14 protein-coding genes are annotated in these 14578 nt (G+C 73.7%); 12 read left to right on the top strand and 2 right to left on the bottom strand.

What is annotated here, in order from left to right; genetic code table 11:
* From GA0115242_RS40700 to GA0115242_RS12105, 4 genes are all read left to right on the top strand, one after another.
* On the top strand, positions 1 to 788 hold a 788-nt coding region (locus GA0115242_RS40700), incomplete at its 5' end, for a hypothetical protein (RefSeq protein WP_093827509.1).
* Between the two features lie 245 nt (positions 789 to 1033).
* On the top strand, positions 1034 to 1609 hold the full coding sequence (locus GA0115242_RS12095) for an FABP family protein (protein WP_093827511.1): 576 nt from the start codon (positions 1034 to 1036) through the stop codon (positions 1607 to 1609).
* 127 nt (positions 1610 to 1736) lie between these two features.
* Positions 1737 to 2204, top strand: coding sequence for a Fur family transcriptional regulator (locus GA0115242_RS12100; protein ID WP_093827513.1), 468 nt, complete (start codon positions 1737 to 1739; stop codon positions 2202 to 2204).
* A 10-nt stretch (positions 2205 to 2214) separates the two neighbouring features.
* On the top strand, positions 2215 to 3180 hold the full coding sequence (locus GA0115242_RS12105) for a CAF17-like 4Fe-4S cluster assembly/insertion protein YgfZ (protein ID WP_093827515.1): 966 nt from the start codon (positions 2215 to 2217) through the stop codon (positions 3178 to 3180).
* Positions 3181 to 3188: 8 nt separating this feature from the next.
* Here GA0115242_RS12105 and dtd read toward each other — a convergent pair whose 3' ends face one another.
* A complete protein-coding gene (gene dtd / locus GA0115242_RS12110; protein WP_093827536.1) occupies positions 3189 to 3614 on the bottom strand; it encodes a D-aminoacyl-tRNA deacylase in 426 nt (141 codons plus the stop codon).
* Positions 3615 to 3776: 162 nt separating this feature from the next.
* Between dtd and GA0115242_RS12115 the strand changes: the two genes are divergently transcribed.
* From GA0115242_RS12115 to GA0115242_RS12145, 7 genes are all read left to right on the top strand, one after another.
* On the top strand, positions 3777 to 4469 hold the full coding sequence (locus GA0115242_RS12115; RefSeq protein WP_093827517.1) for an RsiG family protein: 693 nt from the start codon (positions 3777 to 3779) through the stop codon (positions 4467 to 4469).
* Positions 4470 to 4515: 46 nt separating this feature from the next.
* Positions 4516 to 5502: an asparaginase gene (locus tag GA0115242_RS12120; protein WP_093827519.1), complete on the top strand. Its 987-nt coding sequence runs from the start codon at positions 4516 to 4518 to the stop codon at positions 5500 to 5502.
* A gap of 88 nt (positions 5503 to 5590) precedes the next feature.
* Complete coding sequence (locus GA0115242_RS12125) at positions 5591 to 6847, top strand: GNAT family N-acetyltransferase (RefSeq protein ID WP_093827521.1); 1257 nt, start codon at positions 5591 to 5593, stop codon at positions 6845 to 6847.
* Between the two features lie 404 nt (positions 6848 to 7251).
* The gene (locus GA0115242_RS12130; protein ID WP_176729800.1) at positions 7252 to 8172 is read left to right on the top strand and encodes a winged helix-turn-helix domain-containing protein; all 921 of its coding nucleotides are present in this window, start codon (positions 7252 to 7254) and stop codon (positions 8170 to 8172) included.
* Between the two features lie 154 nt (positions 8173 to 8326).
* On the top strand, positions 8327 to 9175 hold the full coding sequence (locus tag GA0115242_RS12135) for a winged helix-turn-helix domain-containing protein (RefSeq protein WP_093827525.1): 849 nt from the start codon (positions 8327 to 8329) through the stop codon (positions 9173 to 9175).
* A complete protein-coding gene (locus GA0115242_RS12140) occupies positions 9175 to 9918 on the top strand; it encodes an HAD family hydrolase (RefSeq protein ID WP_256089413.1) in 744 nt (247 codons plus the stop codon). The genes GA0115242_RS12135 and GA0115242_RS12140 overlap by 1 nt, the downstream gene beginning before the upstream one ends.
* A gap of 254 nt (positions 9919 to 10172) precedes the next feature.
* Positions 10173 to 12380: a phosphotransferase family protein gene (locus tag GA0115242_RS12145; protein WP_093827530.1), complete on the top strand. Its 2208-nt coding sequence runs from the start codon at positions 10173 to 10175 to the stop codon at positions 12378 to 12380.
* Between the two features lie 94 nt (positions 12381 to 12474).
* Here the strand turns inward: GA0115242_RS12145 and GA0115242_RS12150 are convergent, their stop codons facing one another.
* Entirely contained in the window at positions 12475 to 13539 is a 1065-nt protein-coding gene (locus GA0115242_RS12150) for an aldo/keto reductase (protein ID WP_093827532.1), read from the bottom strand.
* 130 nt (positions 13540 to 13669) lie between these two features.
* On the opposite strand from GA0115242_RS12150, the gene GA0115242_RS12155 reads away from it, so the two are divergent.
* Positions 13670 to 14503, top strand: coding sequence for a helix-turn-helix transcriptional regulator (locus GA0115242_RS12155; protein WP_093827534.1), 834 nt, complete (start codon positions 13670 to 13672; stop codon positions 14501 to 14503).
* The last annotated feature ends 75 nt before the right edge of the window (positions 14504 to 14578 follow it).

A 14578-nucleotide genomic window follows, 5' to 3' on the forward strand; every position in this document is an offset into this window, starting at 1 on the left:
GGGCCGGTCCGGCCGGGACCCGCCGGGACCGGCGCGCGCTGCGCGCCGCCCTGCGCTGGACCGCCGCCGCCGTCGTCCTCGCGGCCGTCGGGGCCGGGACCGCCTACGGGATCGGCGCGCTGGAGCGCACCGACGTGCCCGGTCTCGCGACCGCGTCGGACGGCCGGTGGGCGTACCCGGCGCTCACCCTGCCCCCGCTGCCGTCCGGCAGCCCGGGACCGTTCGCCGACTCCAACCCGGCCGAGGCGCACCACGCCGACCTGCGCGCCCTGGTGCTGCCCGCGCCGGAGGGGGCGAAGGAGGACCCCGCCCTGCGCGGCTCCGACGGCTGGCTGCCCACCGGCACCTTCCTCGCCGAGTACTCCGACGCGAGCGAGCGTGACGTGCTGCGGCTGGCGCTCGCGGACCGCGGCCTGCGGCACATCGCGGCCCGCGGCTGGACCATGCCCGACGGCACCCGCACCCGGATCTACCTGCTGCGGTTCGGCTCCGGGGTGGTCGTGCACGACCTGTTCACGGAGAAGGTCGCACCGGCGAGCGCCCCCGGTTTCCGGCTGCGCGGCACGGACGTCTCCCTCTTCGACGACGGCTTCCCGCCGCAGACCGACACCGACCGGGTGCAGCGCTCCGCCTACGACGAGACGGAGCCCTACGGCGCCGAGCAGGTCAGGCACGCCTACCTGTCCGCGGGGGACGTGCTGGCGCTCGTCGTGCAGAGCCGCGAGGGCACCGCGGCGGCCGTCCCGTTCCAGCAGACGGTGGTGCTGCAGAGCCAGCTCCTGGGCTGATCCCGGGCCCGTTCCCTCGCAGGGCCTACCTCACGCGGAGGCGCGGGCCCCGGCCGACTAAGCTGGGGCCCGGCCTTAGTACCGCACCACCACGTCCAAGGAGCACCCCGTGCTTGAGGCATTCTTCGAAGCCCTGCTGGTCCTGGTCTGCGTCGGCGTCCTCGCCTTCGCCGGTCTGACCGTGAAGAAGCTGTACCAGGGCCAGCGCTGACCGCCGTAGAGGAACCGACCAGAAACTGTCGCTCATGATCGAGATTCCGTCCGACCTCCACAAGGACCTGGTCCCCCTCGCCTTCCTCCTCGGCGACTGGGCCGGAGCGGGAGTCCACGACTTCCCCGGCTCCGAGAAGTGCAACTTCGGCCAGGAGGTGTCCTTCAGCCACGACGGGCGAGACTTCCTGGAGTACCGGTCCCACACCTGGGTGCTCGACAACGACGGCAACAAAGTCCGCCCCCTGGAGTCCGAGTCCGGCTTCTGGCGCATCGACGCGGCCCGCAAGGTCGAGGCCACGATGACCCGCGACGACGGTGTCATCGAGATCTGGTACGGCGAGCTGGCCGACAAGAAGCCGCAGATCGACCTGGTCACGGACGCCGTCGCGCGGACCGCCGCCTCCCGCCCCTACACCGGCGGCAAGCGGCTGTACGGCTACGTCAAGAGCGACCTGATGTGGGTCGGCGAGAAGCAGACCCCCGAGGTCGAGCTGCGCCCCTACATGTCGGCGCACCTGAAGAAGGTCGTCACCCCGGAGGACGTCGAGCGCTGGGCGAAGGCCCTCCCCGACGACATGCCGGACGACGGCATCGCCTTCTTCAAGTAACGGCATCGCCTTCTTCAAGCAGGAGTCCCGGGCCCGCCCTCCCGGATCGCGCGGCGGTCGCGCGAGCCGTCCGGGTGCCGTGCCCGGACGCCGCCCGGCCCGGACGACAGGCCCTAGACTCGGGGGTGTGGTGAGCACCGACTGGAAGAGCGACCTCAGACAGCGCGGCTACCGGCTGACGCCGCAGCGGCAACTCGTGCTCGAAGCCGTCGACACCCTCGAACACGCGACCCCCGACGACATCCTGGTGGAGGTCCGCAGGACCGCGTCGGGGGTGAACATCTCCACGGTCTACCGCACCCTTGAGCTGCTGGAGGAGCTGGGCCTGGTCAGCCACGCCCACCTCGGGCACGGTGCGCCGACCTACCACCTCGCCGACCGGCACCACCACATCCACCTCGTCTGCCGCGACTGCGACAACGTCGTCGAGGTCGACGTGTCGGTCGCCGCCGACTTCACCGCGAAGCTCCGCGGCGCCTACGGCTTCGAGACCGACATGAAGCACTTCGCGATCTTCGGCCGCTGCGAGGAGTGCGCGCGGGCCGCCCACGACGGCACCGCCGGCGAGCTGAGGGCCCCCACCGCCGAGTCGTAGGCTTGTGCCCATGAAGAGCCCTCTGCTGTCCCTGCCCGGCGCCGTCCCCGCCGAGGGCGTGGACGAAGGCGTCGCCGCCCACTACGGCGACCTGTTCCGCGAGCAGCGCGCCCTCGCGGACGGCACCGGTTTCGTCGACCTCTCGCACCGCGGCGTCGTCACCGTCACCGGCGAGGACCGGCTGAGCTGGCTGCACCTGCTGCTCACCCAGCACGTCAGCGACCTCCCCGCGGGCCTCGCCACCGAGGCGCTGATCCTCTCCTCGCACGGCCACATCGAGCACGCCCTCTACCTGGTCGACGACGGCACCACCACCTGGGCGCACGTCGAGCCCGGCACCGCCGGTGCCCTCATCGGCTACCTCGACTCGATGAAGTTCTTCTACCGCGTCGAGGTCGCCGACCGGACCGGGGACATCGCCGTCGTGCACCTGCCCGCCGGGTCCATCGCCGAGGTGCCCGAGGGCACGGTCGTGCGCGAGACGGCCTACGGGCGGGACCTCTTCCTGCCCCGCGAGGACCTGGAGGAGTACGCCGCGCGGACCGGTCACCCGGCCGGGCTCCTCGCCTACGAGGCGCTGCGCGTCGAACAGCACCGGCCGCGCCTGGGCTTCGAGACCGACCACCGCACCATCCCGCACGAGCTGGGCTGGATCGGCACCGCCGTGCACCTCCAGAAGGGCTGCTACCGCGGCCAGGAGACGGTCGCCCGGGTGCAGAACCTGGGCAAGCCGCCGCGCCGCCTGGTCTTCCTCCACCTCGACGGCAGCGAGGTCCACCTGCCGGCCGCGGGCACGGAGATCCGGCTCGCGGACGACGGCCCCGACGGCCGCCGGATCGGCTTCGTGACGACCGCCGTGCGCCACCACGAACTCGGCCCGGTCGCCCTGGCCCTGGTGAAGCGCAACGTCGCGACCGACGCCCGCCTGATGGCCGGTGACACGGCCGCCGCGCAGGAGACCGTCGTCGAGCCCTGAGCCCGGCGTCAGACCTCGATCAGCACGGTGAACGGGCCGTCGTTCGTCAGCGAGACCCGCATCTGCGCGCCGAACCGGCCCGTCTCCACCGTCGCGCCCAGCGCCCGCAGCCGCGCCACCACCTCGTCCACCAGCGGTTCGGCGACGGCGCCGGGGGCGGCGGCGTTCCAGGTGGGACGGCGGCCCTTGCGGGCGTCCCCGTAGAGCGTGAACTGGCTGATCACCAGGAGCGGCGCGCCGGTGTCGCTGCACGACCGCTCGTCCTGGAGCACCCGCAGCGACCAGAGCTTGCGGGCCAGCCGCTCCGCCGTCTCCCCGGTGTCCTCGTGCGTCACCCCGACCAGGACGCACAGGCCCTCGCCGCTGATCTCCCCGACCGTCTCGCCGTCGACGACCACGCTCGCACCGTCGACCCGCTGCACCACCGCTCGCATGCGCCCCATCATGCCGGTCCGTTCGAAGCCGTCCGCACACGGGCCGCCCGATGCTCGCCAACCCCCCATCCGGGGCCGTTCGGGGGCACTCGGTCACATAGCGGCCACCGAGGGTGGCACGATGCCTCCTGAAAACGGCGGTCGAGGGAACGGCAGGGGCACATGAGCACACCGAGCACCGGGCGGCAGCCCGGCCCGGTCCCGTTCACCCGCGCGGGGGAGAGCCGGGCGGCGGACGGCCCGACCGGGGACACCCGCGCGGGAGAGGGCCGCGCGGCCGGCCCCCCGCCCAGGCCGCCCGAGCAGCGCACCGACAGCCCGGCGCCCGCCGACCCCGGCGGGCCCGCGCTGCCCGTCGAGCCGCCCGAGCCCGACCTCACCGCCCTGAACCTGCCCGAGCTGCGGGTGCTGCGCCGGGACGCCCAGCGCGACGAGGCCGACCTCAGCTACGTGCGCCGCCTGCTCCAGGGCCGCATCGACATCCTCCGCGCCGAGCTGGCCCGGCGGCGCCCGGTGCGCGACGGCGGGGCGGGCTCCGTCGTCGACCGGCTCTCGCAGATCCTCGCGGACGCCCCGGCCCGGCACCGCTCCTCCGCCCGCCACGTCACCCTCGGCACCCCGCACAGCGCGGAGTACCGGCGGCTCGCCGCCGACATGCTCGCCGAGGTCGAGCTGTCCGACCTCGCCGCCCGCACCGACCAGGAGCTGCACACGGCGATGGGGCGGCTGGTGGGCTACGAGCAGCAGGTGTCCCGGCGCAGGCAGCGGCTGCAGCGGACGGCGGACGGATGCAGCGCCGAGATCACCCGCCGGTACCGTGAGGGCGAAGCCCAGGTGGACGACCTGCTCACGTGAGCGCGCGGCCGTCCCACGGGGAGTCCCGTCACGGAAGGCCGTGCCGATGCCGATGCCCGCGCTGTCGCCCGAGCCGTCGCCCCCGGGGCCGCCCGCCCCGCCCGTCCTCGCCGAGGTGGTCCGCTCCGGGTTCGTGGAGGGCCGCCACCGCGGCAGCCTGGTCCTGCTGGCCGCCGACGGATCCGTCGAGCTGGCCCTCGGAGACGTGACGGCGCCAGTCTTCCCGCGCTCCTCCAACAAGCCGATGCAGGCGGCCGGTGTCCTGCGGGCCGGTCTCGGACTCGGCGGCGAGCGGCTCGCGCTGGCGGCGGCCAGCCACTCGGGGGAGCCCTTCCACCGCGATCTGGTCCGCACCCTGCTCGCCGAACACGGCCTGGAACCGGGCCGGTTGCGGTGCCCGCCCGATCTGCCCCTGGACCCGGTGGAGCGCGAGACCTACCTCGCGGCGGGCGCCGTGCGGGACCGGGTCACCATGAACTGCTCCGGCAAGCACACCGCGATGCTCGCCGCGTGCGCGCTGCGCGGCTGGCCGCTGGAGAGCTACCTCGACCCCGGCCATCCGCTCCAGCGGCTCATCCGCGACGTGATCGAGGAGGCGGCGGGCGAGCCGGTCGCCGCGACGGGCACCGACGGCTGCGGGGCGCCCCTCGCCGCGATCGGCCTGACCGGTCTGGCCCGCGCCTTCCGCTCCTTCGTCCGCGCCGCGCCCGGCTCCGCCGAACGCCGGGTCGCCGACGCGATGCGGGCCCACCCCGAGTACGTCGCGGGGACCAGGCGGCACGACACCTGGCTGATGCGGGAGGTGCCGGGGACGCTCTCCAAGATGGGCGCCGAGGCGGTGCAGGCGGTGGCCCTCGCGGACGGGCGGGCGCTGGCCTTCAAGATGGACGACGGCGGGTCGCGGACCCTGGGTCCGGTCCTCGCGCGGGCCCTGGCCCTGCTGGGGGTGGACTCCCCGGTGCTCGACCGGATCGGCCGCGCCCCCCTGACCGGCGGCGGGCGCGAGGTGGGGGAGGTGCGGGCCGTCTTCTGAGGGGGCACGGCCCGGGGCGGGCGGGGTCCGTGGCCCCGGCCTCGGAAATCTGCGCGACACCTCACCGCCGTCCACATACCGTGAGGTCATGAGCAGCGTGCGCACCGACATCGACGTCCGGCCGATCACCGAGGCCGAGTTCCCCGAGTGGCTGCGTGCCGTGCACGCCGGGTTCCTGCGGGAGCCCGTCGTACCGGCCGAGGAACTGGAGGCGCGGCGGGGCCAGTTCGAGCCCGGCCGGTTCCTGGGGGCGTTCGACGGCGGGCGCTGCGTGGCGACGTTCCGCTCCTTCGACCAGGAGGTGACGGCGGTCGGCGGCCGCCCGGTCGCCGCCGACGCCGTCACCGGGGTCACCGTCACCGCCACGCACCGCAGGCGCGGGCTGCTCACCCGCATGATGGGCCAGGACCTGGCGGCGGCCAAGGAGCGCGGGGACGCCCTGGCCACCCTGATCGCCGCGGAGTACCCGATCTACGGCCGGTTCGGCTTCGGCCCCGCCACCAGCGCGACGGGGTGGAGCGTCGACGTGCCGCGCGCCGGGTTCGACCCGCGGGCACCGCTGGCGGACGGCGGCGGGCGGATCGACCTGCTGGAGCCCGAGGACGTCCGCAAGGCCGGTCCCGAGCTGCACGACCGGGTGCGCCGGAGCGTGCCGGGCACCGTCAGCAGGAAGGACTTCTGGTGGCAGACCGCCACCGGCGCGGCGCGGCTGTCCGCCCGCTGGACCACCCCGTTCTTCGCCGCGTACCGCTCGCCGTCCGGCACGCTCGACGGGCTGGTGGCGTACGAGGTGGACGAGACGTGGGGCGACGGCAAGCAGCCCCAGGAGACGGCGACCGTGCGGTGGCTGCTGGCGGCGACCCCGCAGGCGGAGCGCGCCCTGTGGCACTACCTCTGCTCGATCGACTGGGTCACCCGGATCAAGTCCGACATGCGGGCCCCCGACGATCTGCTGCCGTCGCTGCTGCCCGACCCCAGGGCGGCCCTCGTCACCACGCAGGCGGACTGGCTCTGGGTGCGGATCCTGGACGTCGTGCAGGCCATGGAGGCGCGGACGTACGAGCGGGAGGGCGGCCTGGTGATCGACGTCGCCGATCCGGCCGGACTGACCGGCGGGCGTTACCAGTTGACGGCCTCGCCCGCCGGGGCGACCTGCGTCCCGACCACGCGCAGCGCTGAACTCTCGCTCGGCATCGTCGAGTTGGCGATGCTCTGGCTGGGCGACGAGTCGGCTGTGCGACTCGCGGCGCTGGGCCGGGTGCGGGAGGAGCGGGCGGGCGCCGCCCGATCGGCCGACGCCCTGCTGCGTCCGTCCAGGCGACCGTGGTGCCCGGACATGTTCTGACCCGCGGTTTCTCCTGTTCAGCGGTGCGTACACGCGTGTGCGTGCCTACGCGTGTACGCCGTTGCGCGTGTGGAGCTCGGTGCGCGGTACTTCTGTCATCCGTAGCGGTGCTTGTTCAGTTGTGACTGTGCGTATGGAGTTGTGGCTGTGCCGCGGCCGTGCGGGCCGCTCGCGGTGCGGTTGAAGTTTTCGATGTTCTGTTGTGGCTGTACGGCTGGAGCGGGTCGGCCGGGGTCCCGGCTCCCCTCCGGAAGGGAACCCGAGCGACACTCTGGATTCTGCATGCCAACCACCCTGATGTGCAACCAGGTTGCCCAAGTTGGCTGCCAACTTCACTGTACTTATCTCCACTTGGAAGCGGCTTATAACCACCTCTTGTAGAACTGCCTTGAGATGGCGGGAAGTTGTACTGTTTTGCCGTGGACCCGAAACACGGCTCTGCCACTGGGCGGACGAGGTCCCAGCGGCCACAGCGGTCACACGAGGTGGCGGACGTGCTGCGGACCAGGATCCGGAACGGGGAACTGCGAGCGGGCCAGCGGATGCCCACGCAGGCACGGCTGGCCGACGAGTTCGGCGTCGAACGGGGTGCGGTGCGCGAAGCACTGCGCATTCTTCAGTCGGAGCACCTGTTGGCCAACGTCTCGAAGGGAAGCCCGGCCACCGTGGCCGGGAACCCCTCCTGCCCCGGACGGCCGGCCGGACCCGCCGGTCCACCCCTGCCCACCACGGTGGCGCTCGCCCCGAGGATCGCCGCCGCGTTCGACGCCCCGCACGTCGCGATAGACGCCCTGTGCCTGACCTCGGTCTCTCTCAACCTCGCCCTGGGCGAACCGCTGTGGCGCATCCACGCCGGACAGCTGGAACCGGCCACGATCGACGTGCGGGTGCTGCTGCCCAGCCGGGACATCGACCTCGCCTTCCCGACCCCGGTGGAGTCCGCGCCGGGCAACCGGCTGCGCCACCTCTGGCTCGCCCAGCGCAACGCCCAGGGCCGGGTGCTGCGCCACAACCTGCTCGCCCTGCGCTCCACCCACGGCATCGACGTGAGCGTGACCTTCCGCGCCCTGCCGTTCACCCCGCCGGTCAAGCTGTACCTGCTCAACGGCGTGGAGGCGCTGTTCGCCTTCTACACGCTCTCGCGCAGCGAACGCGAGGTCGGCCACGAGCGGCTGCAGCTCTACGACGCGGAGGGCACGCGTTCCATGCTCTTCGGGTTCGAGCACGGGAGCGGGGTACGGGACACCACGTTCGTCGAGGAGTCCCGCCACTGGTTCGACGCCCTGTGGCGGACGATCAGTTCGGACCTGCGGCTCGGCGACTGAGGAAGCCCGGATTCCGTCGCCTCCACCTGCTTGGTGACCAACTCCGACCGACTCACCGCGACTTGGTCGGTACCCTTAAACAACTTTCAAGCAACTCGCCCCGCCCGGAGCGAGGTTGCGGCTTCCGGTCGGGACTCAGGAGAACGTGGTGGCAGTGAACGGCAGGAAGCACTCCGCGCAGGAGATCGCCGACAGCCTCCGGGAGCGCATCAGGGCCGGTGCGCTCAAGGCGGGCGACCGCCTGCCCACCCAGGCCGAGCTGGCCGACGAGTTCGAGGTCGAGCGCAGCACCGTCCGCCAGGCCCTGCGCGCCCTCCAGGACGACGGCCTGCTGAGCAACGTCAGCAAGGGCAGCCCGCCGCGCATCGCCCAGCCCTCCGTCACCCCGGGCGGACCCCAGCCGACCATGGTGGGCCTCGCGCCCCGGCTCGCCGAGGCGTTCGCGGCCCGGCACGTGCGCATCGACGCCGCCTGCCTCACCGCCGAGACCCTGATGCTCGCCCTCGGCGACCCGCTGCGCAGCATCCACGCGGGCGAACTGCGCCCGGACTCCATCGACGTGCGGCTCCTGCTGCCCTCGCGCGAGATCAACCTGGCGTTCCCGGTGCCGGTCGAGGGACGCGGCACCAACGACCCGGTCCACCAGCGCTGGCTGGCCCAGCGCAACGCCCAGGGCCAGGTGCTGCGCCACAACCTGCGGTCGCTGCGCGCGTCCCACGGCGTCGACGTGAGCGTGACCTTCCGCGCCCTGCCGTTCACCCCGCCGGTCAAGCTGTACCTGCTCAACGGGGCGGAGGCGCTGATCTCCTACTACATGGTCTCGCGCCGCGAGGAGACCACCGACGGGCAGACGCTGGACATGTACGACGTGCTGGGCGCCGAGTCCCTGCTGTTCTCGTTCGACCGCACCGCGGGCCAGCGCGACGCCGCGTTCGTGGACGAATCGCAGAAGTGGTTCGACGCCCTCTGGGAAACCATCACGACCGACCTGACACTCTCCTAGTGACTTCTGATACGGCGCAGACCGAACCGGTGGCGGAAGAGACCGCGTACGCCCCCGAGGAACTCAGGAACCTGATCACCCGCCCCCGTGTCGTCCTCTGGGACTTCGACGGGCCCGTCTGCCGGCTCTTCGCCGGGTACCCCGCCCGGGACGTGGCCGCCGACCTGATCGGCTGGCTGGAGGGGCGGGGCCTGCGGAACCTGCTCACCGACGACGAGCAGGAGACCCACGACCCGCAGGTCGTGCTGCGCGCCGTCGACCGGCTGCGGCCGGGCAGCGACCTGGTCACCGAGCTGGAGGAGCGGCTCACCCGGCACGAGCTGGACGCCGAGCCGTCCGCCTGGCCGACGCCCTACGCCGACCCGCTGATCCGCACCTGGACGGCGGTCGGCGCCCGGCTCGCCGTCGCGACCAACAACTCCGCCACCGTCGTCCGCGCCTATCTGGAGGGCCGCGGTCTGCTGTCCTGCTTCGCCCCGCACATCTACGGCCGCACCCAGGACCTGCACCGCCTCAAGCCCCACCCGCACTGCCTCAACCAGGCGCTGAACGCCACCGGGACGGCACCGGAGGCCGCCCTCATGATCGGCGACGCGCCGTCCGACTGCGCGGCGGCGGCCGAGGCGGGCGTGCCGTTCCTCGGCTTCGCGCGCAACGAACGCAAGGCGGCGCTGCTGCGGCAGGCCGGGGCCGAGACGGTCGTCGACTCGCTCCAGCCGCTGTTCACCCTGCTGCGCGGGTAGCCCCTCGCGCCCCCGAACACGCCCCCCGAACACGCCCCCCGGCTCCCCGCGCACGCCGTCCGCCGAGGCCCGCTGAGCACAACCCTCGTCCCCGTGCGTATGAGAGCGATGTACACGCCGACCCCGCCTTACCCAGCAGACCCGCGCGGTACACCACCCGTTGTGGTGACGCGGAACCCGTTTCGACGAGAGACGCCCGCAGCCCGTGCCTACGGTGTGCCGTACCGTCCCCCCTCTCGCACCCGGAGCAGCCCGTGGGCGCACCACCCTCCCTTCCCCCGCTTCCCGGGGGACGGATCCGACCCACGGATCCCGTCGGGGAGTTCACCGAGACCGCGCGCCGCCTCGGCCGCACCCTCTCGGGTCACCACCACCACAACCACGTGCTGCCGCTGACCGCGGCGGCGGCACGGCTGTGGGACCTGCCCGCGGGCACCCTGGCGAACGTCCGGGTCAGACGGCCCGGGGCGCTGCCCGTCGTGGTCAGGACCTGGCCGGACGAGGCGGGCGTGCTCCGTGCCGCCGCGGGCGTCCGCGCCCCCGTCCCGCGCCTGCTGGCCGAGGGCGACGGCTGTCTCGTCCTCGGCCACGTCGAGGGCGTGCCCCTGTCCGACGTCCACCCCGGCGCCACCCCCGTCGCCGCCCCGCTCGTCACCGCAGCGGCCCGCGCCCTCGCCCTGACGGCCCTGGTCCGCCGCGAGAGCCTGCCGCCCCTGCCGCCGTCCTGGCCGCACAACCGGGACAGCCAGGGCTTCCTGCGGACCCTGGCCCACCTCGCCGACCGGCAGATCCGGCTCCCCAACCGGGGTGAGTTCGGCGGCCTCTTCGCCGCCCTCGGCCTGCCCGAGGACGCCCTCGCCCGGTTCGCCGACCGCGTCCCCGCGATGACCCGGCGCCCGCACGGCCTGCTCCACACCGACCTGCACCGCGGCAACCTGATCCTGCCCGACCCCGCCGGGACCGCCCTGGTCTGCCTCGACTGGGAACTGGCCGGCTACGGCGACCCCCTGCACGACCTCGCCACCCACCTGGTGCGCGCCCGCTACCCGGCCCACCAGCACGACCAGGTCGTCGAGGCGTGGGCCCGCGCCATGGAGACGACCCGCCCCGCCGCCGTCGCCGGACTCGCCAGGGACCTGCGCCACTACACCGACTTCGCCCGCGCCCAGTCCGTCTACCCGGACGTGATACGGGCCGCGCTGCCGCTGGCGGGCACCGACGACCAGGACGGACTCGAACGGGCCACGGCCGCCGTCCGCGACGCGCTGCTGTCCGCTGCGGAACCGCTGCGGCTGCGGGCCGTGCCCGAGGCGGCGGAGATCGAGGGAGCCCTCTTCCGCTGGCGGGCGGCGCGGCCCGGCGCGGACGGCGGCGCCGGACGGGTCGTGCGCACCCTGCGCTGGCGGGCCGACCGGCGGCTGACCGAGCACCCCGACTTCCCGGCCACCGCGGTCGGCCTGGCCCTGGCCGAGGAGGGCGCCGCCCCCGCCAACCGCGTGTTCAAGGGGACCGCCCACCTCAACACCGTCGTCCGGGTGCCGGGCGTCGACTACCCCGTCGTCGTGCGCCGCAAGGTGGCCAGGCTGGCGCGGCGCGAGCCCAGCTTCCTCAGCGAGCACGCCGTGCTGCGCGCCATCGAGGAGTCGGGCGCGGCGGTGGCGGCGCCGCGCGTGCTGGCCCTCGGCACCGGCCACCTGGGCGACCCCTTCGCGATCCACACCTACGTCGGCGACCGGGACATCGACCGGCCGCCCGGCCACCCGGTGCACGGGCTGCTGCCGCACGAGGCGGACCGGCTCGTCGACCAGCTCCACGCCATGACCCTGGTCGACTACGAACAGGTCGACCCGGCGGCGGGCGAGGGCGGCTTCCACCGCTGGCTGCGCGAGCAACTGGTGCTGATGGTCGCGGAGTTGCCGCAGGAGTCGCAGCAGGCCGCCCGGCTGCTCGGACTGCCCGGCGCGGACCGGCTGCGGGAGATCCTCGCCCGGCACGAGGTCAGCCACCGCAGGCCCGCGCTGCTGCACGGCGACCTCAACCCGTGGAACCTGGTGCGGCGCGCCGACCGGCTGGCGCTGACCATCATCGACTGGGAGATGGCCGTCGTCGGCGACCCGCTCTACGAGCTGGTCCGCCACATGCACCTCACCCCCACCCTGCCCGAGATCCGCGACCGGATGTTCCGCCGCTGGGAGAGCCTGCTGCCCGCGGACAGCACGGTCGGCTGGCGCGAGGACTGGCGGGTCTACCGGTGGATCGAGCTGGTGCGCTCCGCCTACGTCGACCTCGACCGCCTGGTGACCGGGGCGGGCCTGGACGCGCCCAACGTCCGCCGCGCGGTGGACTCGTACGCGATGACCCTGATCGCCGCCACCGGCTCGCTCGGCCTCACCGCCCGCCCCACCGGCGGCCCCGGCTTCGACGAGCCCTCCGGGGTGGGGGAGGCGGTACCGGGGGCCTAGGGCGTGTCTGACCCATGCGCGCCGTTTCCCGGAGGGCGGCCTCGCGATGCCCGGCGCGGCACCAGCCGGGGCCCTTCCGGGGCCGCCCCGGGTGTCAGCCGCGGGGGGCGATCTTCAGGTCGCCCCGGGTCACCTGGCGTATGTGGTCGCCGGCGAGCAGGTCGTGCGGGTAGCCGAGTTCGATCGCGCCGGCCGCGTCGAGGCGGGCCAGCTGAGCGGAGGTGAGGTCGACCTCCAGGGCGCCCAGATTGCCTTCGAGCTGCTCCAGGGTGCGGGCCCCGACGATCGGTGCCGTCACGCCCGGCTGCCGCAGGGTCCAGGCGAGGGCGACCTGCGCGGGCGTGCGGCCCAGCTCGGCGGCGACCTCCTTCACCACCTCGGCGACGGCGAGGCTGCGCTCGGTGACCATGCCCAGCCCGGCGTTGAAACTCCTGCGGGTGCCGTCCCCGGAGGCGGCGGTCGCCGCGGTCAGGTCGGCGCGGCCGTACTTGCCGGTGAGCAGCCCGCCCGCCAGCGGCGAGTACGGGGTCACCCCGAGCCCCATCGCCCGTGCCATCGGGATGAGATCGCGTTCCCCGGCCCGGTTGAGGAGGTTGTACTCGATCTGCAGCCCGATCAGCGGGGACCATCCGCGCAGGTCGGCGATCGCCTGCATGCGGGAGACCTCCCAGGCCGGGGCGTTGGACACCGCCACGTACAGGACCTTGCCCTGCCGGACCAGGTCGTCCATGGCGCGCAGGATCTCCTCGACCGGGGTGGTGTCGTCCCACACGTGCAGGTAGAGCAGATCGAGGTAGTCCGTGTCCAGCCGCCGCAGACTGGTCTCGACGGAGGCGAACATGCTCTTGCGGTGGCCTCCCGCGGAGTTCGGGTCGCCGGGCGTGCGCAGGGTGGTGTACTTCGTCGCCAGCACCAGGCGCTCGCGGCGGCCGCGGGTGAACTCGCCGAGCTGGCGCTCGGAGCTGCCGTCGGTATAGGTGTTGGCGGTGTCGACGAAGTTGCCGCCGCGCTCGACATAGGTGTCGAACAGCGTGCGCGCCTCGTCCTTGTCGGCGCCCCAGCCGAACTCGGTGCCGAAGGTCGCCGTGCCCAGCGCGAGCGGTGAGACCCGCAGCCCCGAGCGGCCCAGCAGCCGGTAGCTGTCGAGAGTGAGCGACATGGTGCCTCCTGCGCGTGTGATCCGTCGCCGGTGATCCGTCGACGACAGCGAGTCTGCGATCGCGGCCGGGCAGGGGTAAGGGAAGGCGTTTCCTGGGAACACCGGTCCCACCCTGCCTGTTGCACCGGTCATGACGAGCTTCGTGGTGGACAGGACGCAGGAGCTGGCCGCGTTCCTGCGGACCCGGCGCGAGCGCCTGGACCCGCGGGACGTCGGTCTGCCCCCGGGACGGCGGACCCGGCGGACCCCGGGACTGCGCCGCGAGGAGGTCGCCGAACTGGCCGGGGTCAGCGTCGACTACGTCGTCCGGCTGGAGCAGGCGCGCGGGCTGCGGCCCTCCACCGAGGTGGTGGAGGCGCTGGCCCGCGCGCTGCGCCTGGCTCCCGACGAGCGCGCCTACCTCTTCGACCTCACCCAGCAGCGACCCCCCAGCGCCGACAGGCCCGCCACCGCGGCGGCGCCGCCGCTGGCCCGGCTGGTCGCCGACCTGTCACCGCTGCCCGCCATGCTGGTGAACCACCGCTCCGACCTGCTGGCCTGGAACACCGAGATGACGCGACTGCTGGTGGATTTCGACACCCTGCCGCCGTCGCGGCGCAACGCGATGTGGCTGTGTCTGATGCACCCGCGGGTGCGGGAGTTCTACCTCGATCGCGAACGGGTGGCGCGGGAGGGGGTCGCCCATCTGCGCGCCGCGTGGGCCGCGCACCCGGACGACCGGGCGCTGACCGCCCTCATCGCCGAACTCAGCGCCGGGAACGCCGACTTCGCCCGCTGGTGGGCCGAACGGGACGTCAAGGTCAACGGCCGCGGGAACAAGACGATGCGGCACCCCGAGGCCGGGGTGATCACCCTCCAGTTCGAGACCCTCAGACCGCTCCAGGACCCGGATCAGCTCCTGGTGATCTGCCGAGCCGCGAACACGGAGAGCCGGCGCGCCCTCGACCGGTTGTACGCGGGGTGACGCGGGCGGGGGCCGCGCTGGTGGCGGTCCCCGGGGAGCCCGGGGTCGGACAGGCCCCCGGGCCCCGGACGGGAT

The sequence above is a fragment of the Streptomyces sp. SolWspMP-5a-2 genome, from assembly GCF_900091845.1.
GTDB classification, from domain to species: Bacteria; Actinomycetota; Actinomycetes; order Streptomycetales; family Streptomycetaceae; genus Streptomyces; species Streptomyces doudnae.

Excerpts from the sequence above, each read along its gene's own strand:
- GA0115242_RS12125 (WP_093827521.1), top strand. The coding sequence starts at position 5,591 with ATGAGCAGCGTGCGCACCGACATCGACGTCCGGCCGATCACCGAGGCC.
- GA0115242_RS12155 (WP_093827534.1), top strand. The coding sequence starts at position 13,670 with ATGACGAGCTTCGTGGTGGACAGGACGCAGGAGCTGGCCGCGTTCCTG.
- GA0115242_RS12105 (WP_093827515.1), top strand. The coding sequence starts at position 2,215 with ATGAAGAGCCCTCTGCTGTCCCTGCCCGGCGCCGTCCCCGCCGAGGGC.
- GA0115242_RS12120 (WP_093827519.1), top strand. The coding sequence starts at position 4,516 with ATGCCGATGCCCGCGCTGTCGCCCGAGCCGTCGCCCCCGGGGCCGCCC.
- GA0115242_RS12095 (WP_093827511.1), top strand. The coding sequence starts at position 1,034 with ATGATCGAGATTCCGTCCGACCTCCACAAGGACCTGGTCCCCCTCGCC.
- GA0115242_RS12150 (WP_093827532.1), bottom strand. The coding sequence starts at position 13,539 with ATGTCGCTCACTCTCGACAGCTACCGGCTGCTGGGCCGCTCGGGGCTG.
- dtd (WP_093827536.1), bottom strand. The coding sequence starts at position 3,614 with ATGCGAGCGGTGGTGCAGCGGGTCGACGGTGCGAGCGTGGTCGTCGAC.
- GA0115242_RS12115 (WP_093827517.1), top strand. The coding sequence starts at position 3,777 with ATGAGCACACCGAGCACCGGGCGGCAGCCCGGCCCGGTCCCGTTCACC.